10 protein-coding genes are annotated in these 13,403 nt (G+C 44.4%); 1 reads left to right on the top strand and 9 read right to left on the bottom strand.

The window, feature by feature from the left end; genetic code table 11:
* Positions 1 to 280 precede the first annotated feature (280 nt).
* From leuS to DWB79_RS08140, 7 genes are all read right to left on the bottom strand, one after another.
* Positions 281 to 2,851 carry a leucine--tRNA ligase gene (gene leuS, locus DWB79_RS08170; protein WP_016523565.1) on the bottom strand — a complete coding sequence of 857 codons (2,571 nt, stop codon included), beginning with the start codon at positions 2,849 to 2,851 and terminating at the stop codon, positions 281 to 283.
* 134 nt (positions 2,852 to 2,985) lie between these two features.
* Positions 2,986 to 3,270 (bottom strand): hypothetical protein, encoded by a 285-nt coding sequence (locus DWB79_RS08165; protein WP_016523564.1) that lies wholly within the window; start codon positions 3,268 to 3,270, stop codon positions 2,986 to 2,988.
* Positions 3,271 to 3,498: 228 nt separating this feature from the next.
* Positions 3,499 to 3,657 carry a rubredoxin gene (gene rd / locus DWB79_RS08160; RefSeq protein WP_016523563.1) on the bottom strand — a complete coding sequence of 53 codons (159 nt, stop codon included), beginning with the start codon at positions 3,655 to 3,657 and terminating at the stop codon, positions 3,499 to 3,501.
* A 257-nt stretch (positions 3,658 to 3,914) separates the two neighbouring features.
* Entirely contained in the window at positions 3,915 to 4,529 is a 615-nt protein-coding gene (gene rpsD, locus DWB79_RS08155) for a 30S ribosomal protein S4 (RefSeq protein WP_016523562.1), read from the bottom strand.
* Positions 4,530 to 4,785: 256 nt separating this feature from the next.
* Positions 4,786 to 5,694, bottom strand: a complete 909-nt coding sequence (locus tag DWB79_RS08150) for a hypothetical protein (RefSeq protein ID WP_016523561.1) — start codon at positions 5,692 to 5,694, stop codon at positions 4,786 to 4,788.
* Between the two features lie 72 nt (positions 5,695 to 5,766).
* The gene (gene metG, locus DWB79_RS08145) at positions 5,767 to 8,184 is read right to left on the bottom strand and encodes a methionine--tRNA ligase (RefSeq protein ID WP_016523560.1); all 2,418 of its coding nucleotides are present in this window, start codon (positions 8,182 to 8,184) and stop codon (positions 5,767 to 5,769) included.
* 474 nt (positions 8,185 to 8,658) lie between these two features.
* Positions 8,659 to 9,060 (bottom strand): DUF1284 domain-containing protein, encoded by a 402-nt coding sequence (locus tag DWB79_RS08140; protein WP_016523559.1) that lies wholly within the window; start codon positions 9,058 to 9,060, stop codon positions 8,659 to 8,661.
* A gap of 576 nt (positions 9,061 to 9,636) precedes the next feature.
* Between DWB79_RS08140 and DWB79_RS08135 the strand changes: the two genes are divergently transcribed.
* Positions 9,637 to 10,845: an acetyl-CoA C-acetyltransferase gene (locus DWB79_RS08135; RefSeq protein ID WP_016523558.1), complete on the top strand. Its 1,209-nt coding sequence runs from the start codon at positions 9,637 to 9,639 to the stop codon at positions 10,843 to 10,845.
* 264 nt (positions 10,846 to 11,109) lie between these two features.
* Here the strand turns inward: DWB79_RS08135 and DWB79_RS08130 are convergent, their stop codons facing one another.
* Both DWB79_RS08130 and DWB79_RS08125 read right to left on the bottom strand, forming a co-directional pair.
* Positions 11,110 to 12,513 (bottom strand): pallilysin-related adhesin, encoded by a 1,404-nt coding sequence (locus DWB79_RS08130; protein ID WP_252722474.1) that lies wholly within the window; start codon positions 12,511 to 12,513, stop codon positions 11,110 to 11,112.
* 62 nt (positions 12,514 to 12,575) lie between these two features.
* Entirely contained in the window at positions 12,576 to 13,235 is a 660-nt protein-coding gene (locus tag DWB79_RS08125; protein WP_040859588.1) for a vWA domain-containing protein, read from the bottom strand.
* Positions 13,236 to 13,403: the final 168 nt, after the last annotated feature.

The following is a 13,403-nucleotide window of genomic DNA, read 5'->3' as shown; positions in this document are numbered from 1 at the left end:
TCTCGCTACTGTATAAAACCACCGACGTCCATGTCGCTGTTGGCAAGTGTACATCCGTGTACGCTTGCCAACGATAAGTTTTTCTAACGAAAAACTTACTACTGCGTGGAACCACTGCTATCCGTGGCAGTTCTGAAACATCATTTGCCGTAAGCCTTTTGAAATAAACGGCACAGATACAAGGAGTTAGGCAAAAAAGTACCGCAGGCGTATCTTTGATACGTTGAGGACACTTTTTTGCCGTGCGACGCAGTAGATGCACCGTATATTTCAAAAGGCATTAAAGAACGATATTCACAATCTTATTCGGCACAACGATAACCTTTTTAGGCTGTTTATCGCTAAGGAAGCGCTGGGCTCCTTCCGTCTTTAACGCGAGCGCTTCAAGCTCATCTTTCGGCAAATTGACGGCAGCTTGAAATTTATCGCGTACCTTTCCGTTGATTTGCACCACAATCGTACATTCGGAATCGATGCAAAACTTTTCGACAAACATCGGCCACTGCGTGTATGCAATTGTTTCCGTATGCCCCAACTTCTCCCACAGCTCTTCGGCGAGGTGCGGTGCGTAGGGCGCGAGCAGCTTGACAAATGCCTCCCATGCAAAGCGGGGTACGGTTTGATATTTTCCAAGTGTATTAACAAAAATCATCATCTGACTAATTGCCGTGTTGAAGTTGAGCGATGCGGTATCTTCGGTTATCTTTTTAATGGTCTTATTGAGGAGCTTGGTAATTTCCGCATGTTCCGGCGTACTCATGTCGTTTACCGGGCAGGAAATAAGCTCTTTTTCGGAAATAGCCCAGATTTTCTCCAAGAAGCGGAAAATGCCGATCAACCCTTGCGTGTTCCACGGCTTTGACATATCGAGCGGCCCCATGAACATCTCATACATACGGCACGAATCGGCGCCGTATTGAGCGATCATCTCATCAGGATTGATGACATTTTTTAGGCTCTTCGACATCTTTGCGATAACCCGCTTCAACTTTTCGCCGGTACTCTTTTCTTCAAAAGCATCATCGCCGGTCTGCACAACCTCATCGACCGGCACGAGCGACCCGTTTGAACGCTGATAGGCAAAGGAAGTGATCATCCCCTGATTCACGAGCCGCATGAACGGTTCCTTGGTATGCACCACGCCTAAATCGTACAGTACCTTGTGCCAAAAGCGGGCATAAAGGAGATGGAGTACCGCATGTTCCGCGCCGCCGACGTAGAGATTAACAGGCATCCAATACGCTTCTTTTTCCTTGGCGCAAAAACTGTGTGCATTATGAGGATCGAGGTAGCGGAGATAGTACCAGCAGGAACCCGCCCATTGAGGCATGGTGTTTGTTTCGTGGCGGGAGGGAGCTCCGCAGTGCGGACACACGGTATTCACCCATTCGGGTATCTTAGCAAGAGGGCTTTCTCCCGTGTCGGAAGGGGTGTAACTGTCCGTTTCAGGCAAGGCGAGCGGTAAATCCTTTTCGTCCAGCGGAACGACGCCGCATTTCGGGCAATGCACCAACGGAATAGGCTCTCCCCAGTACCGCTGCCTGCTGAATACCCAGTCGCGGAGCTTATAATTAACGGCCTTTTTTCCAAAGCCGTTGGCGGCAGCATAGTCGGTAACACGCTCTATTGCTTCCCGTGTCGGCAGTCCGGTAAATTCGCCTGAATTTACCGCATAACCGTCGGCTGCGGTACATGCTTGCGGTACTGCGCGGTAATCGCCCGCCGCTCCCTTTTCCTTCCATTCAGCCTCTGAGGCAACCGTTTGAATAACCGGCAGTGAGAAAACTTGAGCAAACTCCCAGTCGCGCTCATCATGCGCCGGAACCGCCATAATGGCGCCGGTTCCGTAAGAAACCAAAATATAATCGGAAATCCAAATCGGAATAGGTTCTTTTGTCAACGGGTTTACCGCGTATGCGCCGGTAAAGACGCCGGTTTTCTTTTTTGCAAGTTCAGTCCGTTCAAGGTCGGTTTTCTTTGCCGTCTCGTCAATATACTGCTGCACGGCGTCTTTTTCCTCCCCGCTGACAATACGCATGACGAGCGGGTGTTCCGGAGCAAGCACGAGGTAGGTCGCCCCGAAAATAGTATCCGGCCGAGTAGTATACACGGTAATCTTTTCGTTTTCATACGGAGCGGCAAGGTGAAAGTCTATTTCTGCTCCGGTGCTTTTGCCGATCCAATTCCGCTGCATCATCTTAACGGATTGCGGCCAATCCAGTTCTTCCAAGTCTTCAAGAAGCCGCTCCGCATACGCAGTGATCTTGAGCATCCACTGCCGGACATTCTTACGGACAACCTGTGTGCCGCATCGTTCGCAGCATCCTTCCTTCACTTCCTCATTCGCAAGGCCGGTTAAGCAGCTCGGGCACCAGTTAATCGGCGCTTCCGTTTCGTAGGCCAAACCTTTTTTATACAGCTGTAAAAATATCCATTGTGTCCAGCGGTAATAGTCCACATCAGAAGTTGCAAGTTCGCGATCCCAGTCGTAGGAAAAACCGAACGCCTGTATTTGCCTCCGGAAGGTATCGATATTTTCTTTTGTCGTAATACGCGGGTGAGTACCGGTCTTAATGGCGTAATTTTCTGCCGGTAAGCCGAAGGAGTCAAAGCCCATCGGGTGCAGCACCGCGTATCCGTTCATACGGAGGTACCGGCAATAAATATCGGTTGCCGTATATCCTTCCGGGTGCCCGACATGCAAACCTGCTCCCGACGGATACGGAAACATATCCAATACATACGCCCGTTTTTCCGGCGGATAATTTTCATCCTCGGTTACTTTAAACGTCTTATAATCTTTCCAATATTTTTGCCATTTTTTTTCAATATCGCTAAAAGGATACGACATTATACAACTCCTTTGTGTAAAACATTTTAGAGGCGCATTCAAAACAAAACATCGCAAATTAAATCTAAGGGAAAACCGGTGAGCAAAGCTCACCTCTAAAAACTGAAGTTTTTAAGGTTCCCAAGAGTATTTATTTATAGAAGAATTATTTTTTTACTATTGGTTTTAGTGATACCGAATACCCGCAAGATATTTTCTGCGGTATAATCGGAATGGGCTAATTTATTGTAATAATCTGTAACAGTCTGCAGCTCCTCTTGAGAATCATCATAGACAGCAAAAGCCGCTGCACTGCGAAAAGCGCCTGCCTCAAGTAATTCCGACAAAGTCTTACCGCCGTTTTTAGCTCGACGTTCTTTATCGACTACCGCAGCGGCACCGTCATATCCGATTGTGCTGATAAAATCATTTTTTGTCATATACTGCTCCCATAAAAAGTCAAGAAGAAAGTATCAACTTTCGATTGACTTTTTATGCACGTTCGCAACGAAGTGAGAACGTGCTTATGATATACAAGTTTGCGTTTGAGCAAACTTGAGTAAATAAAAGCCATGCTATTTGTACGGCTTTTATTCGTGCGGAGGGTTTAATACCTGCCGTTTCTCGGCAACGCTCTGCGTCGGGGTTGTTGATTTTACACTCCTCGCTTAAACCTTTTTAAATCCTTCCTTCGAAACGCCGCAGAGCGGACATACCCACGTATTGGGCAAATCTTCAAATTGAGTACCCGGTTTAATGTTGCCTTCAGGATCGCCGGTATTAGGATCATACTCATAACCGCATAAATCGCATACATATTTATCCATACCCCCACTCCCTTTTCCATAATGCTTTAAGTATGGCCAATACTAGACCTGTTCGATAACATCGTTGTCGAACAGGTTTACTATACGAGTTTTACAACGGTTTTACAAGTAGGAACACTGACCACGGAAATCAATTTTTGTTAAATGCGGAAACATACTATTTGCGCGACCTATAAATAAAAAGGCTTCCTGCTTATGCACATACGGCATATATTAGGAAGCCTTTTGTCAATGTTAAATTTTAGATCTCGTATGTACTACCGAGAATAGAATTCAACGACGTATTGAATATTACCGACCGGTTGAATATCGGCAGGAGTGGGAAGCGCCGTTACCGTTGCAGATAAATTTTCATCATTAACGGAAAGCCAAACGCCTTTTGCCCCCTGTACAGTGCTTAAATTGTGCCGGATAAGATTTTGGAAGCCTTTCTTATCTTTTGTCGTGATAACATCACCGACTTTAACACGCATAGACGGGATATTTGCCGGTTTACCATTCAGTAAGAAATAAGCATGAGAAACCATCTGACGTGCCTGTGCACGGCTTACCGCAAATCCCATTCGATAAATGGTATTATCCAACCGCTGCTCCATTAATGAGAGCATATTGTCGCCGGTAACACCGGACATCTTAAATGCTTTTTGGAATAGATTGCTGAACTGACGCTCGGACATTCCATACGCAAAGCGGAATTTCTGCTTTTCTTTTAATTGTTCACCGTAAACAGAAATCTTTCCACGTTGTTTAGCGCCGCGTTCCTTCCCGGGAGCATTTGGTTTTCTATCCAATAACTTACTGTACTTAGGATTTCCAAAAATATTTGATCCGAATCGGCGGACCAATTTACCTTTCGGCTGTCTTGTTGCCATTTTTCACCTCGTAAATCTAATAAGAACACCGCAGCGGTGTTACAGTAGTCTCTTTTATTAGGGAACGATAAAAAAGAGCATAGCAAACACCCAAAAATACACTGATTTTATCGGTGTTTACCGTATTATGCTTGCCGTACTTCATCAAGATGAAAGCCGCGTACGACAAAACACAATGATATAGCCTATCTCAAAATACCGGCTTTTGTCAAGCTATAAACCACTTAGATTCAGGATAGAAATACCCGACGAGTTGTTACCCCATAGCTCCTGTTATATACGGAATTGTCTGCATATCTGCTTCAACACTTTCAAAGCTCATATAATAGTGATACGAACGTCCGTCTTTGAGCTGAATAAAAATGATATGGTTCGCAAAACCGTTATCGGGATCATACTTATATGTTGCTTTCTTTATATCCTTTAAACTCGAGGGCGTAATGAACTCGCCTGTGTCTTCAATTCCACCGCCGATAAGTTCGCAGATAAACTGCTCTGTTCTGCCTTCAAGTATATCCATACATTGTTCTGAAATATACTGCGGTAGAATATATTGCAGGCAAGTGTCGGTGTCTTGGGTATTTAAGGCAGCGGCAAAGCTTCGTGCCAAAGTTTGATGATTGTTCTTTTTTTTCGGGTAATCGGTAAGGCAAACAAATGCTTCATTTTGCCACTTAAAAATCATACAATCCTGATTGTTGAGTATTACCGTAATTGCAGTTCCGCTGCGCGGTGGGAAGAATTGCATATACTGATCAAAATTCTCCCAAGAAGATCCTCCGATTTTTTTCCATATATCCCGAATACCGAATTTTTCGGTTTTTAAAGCCTTACCGTTGGTATAAAGATAAAAAGACGGAAATAATTCAGAATTCACTAAAATCAGTTTTTCCTTGCCGCCTTTCAGATTCCAGTAACACATTTCCCAATAGTCGACATCGCCTACCGCTTTAAAGCTCAAGTAGCGGTTTTCTTCATCGCATATTTCAATGAGAGAGTCGATACCGTCACTGTTCTTTATTTCGTTCAAGGTATCCGGAAAAGCCTTATCAGGCAAGCTCATAAGAAGCTTTTTTAATGTTCCGGCATTTTCTGCATAAACAGCGGAAGTACCTACTGCTAAAACGACAAGAGTCATAATAATCGATACAATGTTTCTTTTCATAGCTTCCTCATTATCAATTACTGTTATTGAAAAATATACATCCGTGTATTCTCACGGATGTATGCGTGCCGCTTACTGTACCGTGCCGGATTTAATATGCTTCATTACGAGCGGTTTGCCGTTTACCAACAGCTGTTTTCCGGCGGCGCATACGCGGAAATCTTCTACCGTGAAAGGCACTGCAAAGAATAGCTCCGCATCGATGGCTTGCGGTTTCTGTACCGGCGGCGTAGCTGCTTCGGCGCCTTCCAGTGTTACCGGCGTACCGGCAGCCGCACCGGACATACCGACCAGTTCAACCCGCTCGGTTCCGTCCGCATCGGTATAATGGGACGCTAAGAGCATCCCATTCGATTCAATACCGCGCATTTTCCGCGGCTTTAAGTTTTCTGCAAGAATAATATCCGCACCAACCAACTCTTCCGGAGCAAAATACGGCGCTAAGCCGGACAGGATAACCCGCCCGCCTTCCGAGCCGTCGTCAATGGTTTCCACAAAGAGCTTATCCGCATCGGGGTGTTTTTCCACAGAAATGATTTTCGCGGTTTTTAACGAAATATAATCGGTAAACAGCTGTTCGGGAGGAATATCCGCCCATTCCGGCTTGGCTTTCTGCTTTTCCGGCGATTTTTGAGCGGCATTTCCGGAGGTAGTTTTGCCTCCTGCATTCTGCTGTTTTTTTCCGCCCTGTTCTCCGCCTGCTTGCTTTCCCGCAGCCTGTTTTCCGGCTTGCGCGGCACGTTCTTTCTGACTTCCTGCATAGCGTTCACGGTATGCGGCAATCGCATCGTTTTCCAGCGTTTTAAAGATGATTGCAGGTTTTTGTACCCGCTCCAAACCGCTCCGCTCCAAGAGGTTTTCCCACGCAAGGGTATTTTCGGGACGGGGCTGCACGGAATGTTCCCAGTCAAAGACATTACCCGACCATATCTTAATACCTAAGAACGAAGCAACCGCATCGGCGTATTCCGGCATATACGGGTGCATCAATATCAGTAAATCCTTGATTAAATAGCACAGTTCAAAGAGAAGCGCCTCCGCTTTTTCGGGATCAGCCTCGCGGTTTTTCCACGGCTCTCCGTCTTGGAACGCCTTGTTGGCAACGGAGGAAAGTGTAAACAGCTCGTGGAAGGCATCGCGCAGTTCCGCTTCTTCAAGCAGTGCGGTGATTTTTTCAATACTGTACTTTGCTGCAGCGCGCAAGCCTTCCGTTACCGCGCGGACATCCTCACGGGCGGAAGCCATCCCATCCCGCTGCGGGATAACGCCGTCATAATAGCGCGACACAAAGGTGAGCGTCCGGTTTATCAGATTACACAGGTTCCCGACCAGCTCGCTGTTTACGCGCTCCTGAAAATCCTTCCATGTAAACAGGGCATCGTTCTTTTCGGGGCGGTTATAGAAGATATAGAAGCGCCACATATCCGCCGGAATCCCCGAATCCTTTGCATCGGAACCGAACACGCCGATTCCTTTCGATTTTGAAAATTTGCCGGACTCGTAATTGAGGTACTCACTGCTTGAAATATGATGGAGCTTTACCCAATCCTTCCCCGATGCGATGAGCGAACAGGGGAAAATCACCGTATGGAAGGGGATGTTGTCTTTTCCGATAAACTGAAACAGCTCGATATCATTTTGCTCAAGCCACCAGTTCTTCCAATCGGCTCCGGTTAAATCGGTAAAGCATTTTGTAATAGAGATATAGCCGATCGGAGCATCGAACCAGACATAGAACACCTTATCTTCAAAGCCCGCTTTCGGAACGGGGATGCCCCATTTAAGGTCGCGGGTGATGGCGCGTTCCTGTAAACCGTCGCGCAGCCAGCCTTTGGTCATCTGCACGGCGTTGTTGCTCCACTGACCTTCTACGCTCGCTTTCTGCATCCACGGTTCATACTGCGGCACGATGCCCGGCAAATCGATGTAGAGGTGCTTGGTGCTGCGCGGCTCCGGAGCAGCTCCGCAGGTTGAACAACGGGGAGCTTTCAGCTCGGTCGGCTCCAGTAGCTTGCCGCAATTTTCGCACTGATCGCCGCGCGCGTCTTCGTACCCGCAGTGGGGACAGGTACCGCGTACATAGCGGTCTGCCAAAAAGCGGTTACAGTGTGCACAATGGAGCTGTTCCATCGAATGTTCTTTTATAAAGCCGTTTTTTTCAATATCTTTAAAAATCCCCTGTACAATCTCCGTTTGCTGAGGTGTGGAGGTGCGCCCGAAGTAGTCAAACGCAATATTGAACCAATGATAAATATCGCGGTGGATCGCATGGTAGTAGTCGCACAATTCGCGCGGCGTTTTCCCTTCTTCGAGGGCTTTTGTTTCAGTTGCCGTACCGTATTCGTCGGTACCGCATACATATAAACTCGTATATCCGCGGAGCCTGCAAAAACGTGCAAAGACATCGGCGGACAAGACTTGGATTAAATTCCCAAGGTGCGGGATATTATTCACATAAGGAAGAGCTGAAGTTATCAATTTACGTTTCATATCGGGGTATTATAGTATCTGGAGTAAAATCAGTCAATCTTTTGCAAATATACGGCACATCTACTACGTTGCCTTGCCAAAAGTGTACATCCTTGTACACTTTTGGCTGCGAGTTTCGACGTTGTCGAAACATCGCTTCTGATATAACCAGCGGCATCCATGCCGCTTCTGCAATAAATGCTCAACGTAGCAGAACCGCCACGGATGACGGTGCTTCCATGCAGTAGCGTGTTTGCTCTGCAAACACGTAGGTACAAAATGTACACGGATGTACATTTTGTACCGTGCCTGCGGTTAATTTGTGCTCGCGCCTTGTAGTTTCAGAACGGACAGGGAGGTCCGTGGTTTCATCCAACGGCGACGTTTTTGCTCCGCAAAAACTCGCGTCCAGAAGTGTACACGGATGTACACTTCTGGACAGGCTATTTTCAAAAGCGCTGGAAAGTTTATGCTCAACTGGCACGACCTCTTATTTTATTTTGCGAGTAAAGACCGTTGAACATCGGCATAGCAGCAGATGCCGGTTTGCTTCCATTCACAGCCGCAGCAAATGCACTCGTATACGGATTCGGTTAATCGAGCCGTAAGTACCTCTTCTATTTCGGTATAAGTATATGTTTTTCTTTCCAATCCAAACTGCAATAGGACAGCCTCATCAAAACCCGTTACTTTTGCTTCCAAGCGGCAGTGATTTCCGATTCTTTCGGGACAAGGGTCGCAAATGGCATCGGCGCCGGTAATTAAGGTAATATCGCAGCCGGTTTTTAACCGATTGATAATATGCTGCATATTTTCGACAAATACAGGAGAATAGCCTTTACCTTTAAATGCACGAGTACATAAAAGATGATGTGGACGCAGATTGAGTGTTTCCATTGATAGGATTCCTTGCAGTGTGTATTTTAGAAATTCGTTCTAAATTGTTCCGAATTATATCAAAGGAAAAATCGTAATGCAAGAAAATCTCATTTCCAATTATTCTGCGGGGCTGATAAAAAACCGCTTGATGCATTTACCCCGATCACCTAATCAGCGCAACCGCACCAGAAATATTGTAAACGGTTGCTTCCCTTCTGTACGAAATTTTGAATAAAATTTCGTACATTTTTTCTAGTAGAGGGGTAAATGCATCAGACAGAGTAGACCGGAATCGTAGAATAATTGGGGCAGTGAGACCATTTGAACCATCTTCAACTGTTGTACATCCATGTATATCAGTTGAAGGCGAGTTTCGCGTATGCGCAAAACATCGCTGCTGTATAAAACCACTGCCATCCTTGGCAGTTCTGGTTGAACAGCCCCAATTATTCTGCGGGGCTGATAAAAAACCGCTTGATGCGTTTACCCCGATCACCTAATATAGTCAGATTTTTTTAAGCGTGATATGATAGAAAAATGCTGAGGATTCATCTTGATGTAAAGGGGAGCCCTCAGATTGCAAGGAGGTCAAAAATGGCTGTATCAAAATCGTACATTATCAGTGCAAAGCGCACTGCTATCGGGAAATTCCTCGGCGGATTATCTGCCGTACCGCCTAAGGACATGGGTTCAGCGGTGGTTAAAGCGGTACTGGAAGAGGCAAAGGTAAAGCCCGACCAAGTTTCGGAGCTTATTTGCGGTAACGTGCTCGGCGCCGGACTCGGACAAAATATCGGACGAACCATCGCATTGGAAGCGGGAATCCCCGAAACCGTCTGCTCTCATTCGACCAACATGGTCTGCGGATCCGGTCTACGGACGGTTATGGAAGCGGTTATGTCCATTCAAGTAGGCTTTAACGATATTGTTGTCGCAGGCGGTGTAGAATCAATGTCTCTCGCTCCGTATCTCGTCCCGGCAAATACCCGCAGCGGCAATAAGATGGGAAACTGGCAGGCAGTCGATCATATGATTTATGATGCATTGACCGATGCCCGTGCAAATATCCACATGGGAATTACGGCCGAAAACATTGCGGCAAAATTCAATATTACCAGAGAACAGCAGGATGAGTTTGCCTTTGCTTCCCAGCAAAAAGCGATTGCTGCTATCGATGCAGGTAAATTTAAAAACGAAATCGTCCCGATTACTATTCATAATAAAAAAGGCGATATCGTTTTCGACACCGACGAATTTCCCAATCGTACCACCAGCCTCGAAAAACTTGCAAAGTTGAAGCCCGCTTTTAAAAGCGACGGCACCGTTACGGCAGGCAATGCATCGGGAATAAACGACGGAGCATCTTTTGTGCTGATTGCAAGCGAAGCGGCGGTAAAAAAATATAACCTTAACCCTATTGCAGAAATTATCGGCATCGGGCAAGGTGGCGTCGACCCACTCGTAATGGGATTAGGTCCCGTTCCGGCAATCCGTAATGCGTTAAACTATGCATCACTGAAACTCTCCGATATGGAGTTGATCGAGTTGAACGAAGCGTTCGCAGCTCAGTCTTTGGGTGTTATCCATGAATTGGTACAGGAACACGGAATCGATAGAGAGTCGCTGTTAAAACGAACGAACGTCAACGGCGGTGCAATCGCGCTCGGCCATCCGGTAGGCGCTTCAGGCAATCGTATTTTGGTAACCCTTCTCCACGAAATGATCAGGACGGATAAAAAAATCGGTCTTGCTTCTCTATGTATCGGTGGAGGTCAAGGAACTGCTGTTATTGTAAAACGGTAATCAACAACCCCGGCGCAGCGCGTTCGTCAAAACTATACATCCGTGTATAGTTTTGACTGCAAGTTGTGGCTCTGCCACAACATTGCTATTGCGTGGAACAACCGCCATCCGTGGCGGTAGAGGAACGGCGGGTATTAAACCCTCCGCACGAATCAAAAAACATCCGTTGCCCAAATAGTCACTGCTAAAACGCGGTACTCTGCGAGATAGAGTGTTATAAAAAAGCTCTGTCTCGCAGCTATGCACGGTATATATCTCAAAAGTTTATTCAAATATAAGCGGTGAATTTCCAATTGGTGTAATACCGCTTAATGTAACTGAAACCTCGATAAGACTTAGCCGTTTACCGGCATTATCAAGTATCAGATTAAAAAAACGTTCATTATTTTCAGTATCTTTAAGCTGTAAAACAGTATTGTCTTTTATCTGCAAAATCGTATACCATCCTGACTGCTGCACCGTATCTTGAAATAATCGATATGAATTATCCGAAAAAGATAAAGAATATCCTTCTGCGCTTGCCCATGTTTTTTTATCCGCGGTCAATACTTTTTTTATATTGTCAAGCGTTGTATTACTTTGCACTTCACGAACAGTATTGCTTATTTTTCGGTATGATCCATCCCAGTTTGATGCAACACCGATTTTTAAACGTGCAATATCATCGATAACCCGTATATGCACCTCATCAATTCCAAGCAACTCAATATTGATGCGCCGATGAATACTCGAAATAGAGGCATTTTTTGTAGAAAAATAAATACCGAATCTGCGCGGTGTTATCGAATCGATAGTAAAAACTTCTTGAATATTATCGACGGAAAAAATAATCTCATTTTCGGAACGGTTAAAAAAGATACTTCGATTTTGATCTCTTTTTGCACTTGGCTGATACCATAATCCATCAAGAAATTCTTGAAAAGAATGAGCATCGCCGGTTTGAAATTTTTTAAGAAATTGACTTTCAATTCTTTTCCCGGGAATCTTCATTTCTTTTGTTTGTACAAAAAATTCTTTTTTTGCATTCCATGTATATTGTTTTTCTATTTGGTTGAGCGTATTTGGAGCATCCCTATCAGAATAATATGCAGATATTGTATAATCGGAGATTGAATTATCCTGTTCATTTTTCAATATAATTTGCCCTTCCGCTTGTATACCGGCTAAAGAACGGACACTGATTATTTTATCTTCATCGATTTCTAATGCATACATACCGAAAACCTGCATAGTATCGGCATTCATTCCATTATATGCTATAATAGGATACGGATATTCTTGCACCATTAATGTATAAACGGAAAGCGTTTTTGCATGTGTCGCCTCCGTCTTTATTTCTGCGGCTCTGGTAAAAGTTTGCGCTTCATTATCTTGTAAAAATATGAAAAGATAGATAAATTGATCGGATAATTTTTTTGCTGCAATAATTTTATCTTCCTTATTATCACCATTCAGATCCGCTTGTATATCCTCAACAAGTACCTCATCGCTGAGCAGCGTAATAACCGATTGCGTGTTCTCAGGTATTACTTCCGAAACAGACGCCTCTTGTTGATGCGATTGCGGTGCAACAGGAATAATTGTTTGAGCATTCTGTGGTATTACCTGCGTTCGTTGGCGGACAATACGCTGATATGCCAATATGCCGATAATAACGATGACCGCCACAATGCAAAGTATATAAAACAATTTCTTCATATTTAAAATGCCCTACTTTAAAAGTCCACAGTTTATTTTTTTTCTTCGGTGATAAGCACTTTATTTTGATCATCATTACTACGAGGAATTCCCCTATTATTAATGATATTTGTATAGAGTTCTTTAGTTGTTTTAACAACTTTATCCTGAATATCCATATCCAATGTTATTTCGTACCAATTATCATGTTTGATAATGCGTGCTTCTGCGAGATACGGACTTTTAAACGATTCCTGTTTTCCGCGATATTTTGATGTCCATGGAGCATCTTGTTCAAGATCCGTTACTAATAATAAAATTTTATATCGGTTGTTTTTTCCTCGTTTATTTAATGAAGCTTGGATTGCATCCAGTGCGCTGCCAATATCGGTAAATGCGCCGTTGGGAGTAATATTGTCGATTGTTTTTATCAATGTATTACGATCATTTTCATTCTTAATAACTAATGTTTGTAATTCATGCGGTTTTTCGTAAAATTCCCAGACAGTAATCCAATCCTCCGGTATCAGCATTTCGGTAACAAGCGTATCGCGTACCCATTTATGCAAACTATCGAATTTACCGGGTTCATTCATTGATTGTGATTTATCAATCATCAAAAAAACATCGACGGGAATAGTCCTTTCACCGGCAAATACCGCATAAGAAAGAATACAAAAAACAAGGATACAAAAAATAGATTTAACTTTCAGCATAGTATCTCCTAATTAAAATGTAGCAAAAATGTAGATAACCACGGTTCTATTATATAGTATTACAAAAAAAAGAAAGTAAAAAGGGGGTGGGTGGCTTTACATTTTATCAAATAGCTTTATAATAAAATCGTGTTAGTATATCCGTTGCGGATATAAATCTACTGC

Origin of the sequence: Treponema medium (genome assembly GCF_017161265.1) — a bacterium.
GTDB lineage: Bacteria > Spirochaetota > Spirochaetia > Treponematales > Treponemataceae > Treponema > Treponema medium.
Note: the sequence above shows the minus strand (reverse complement) of the source record. Positions and strands in the feature narration are given on the sequence as shown.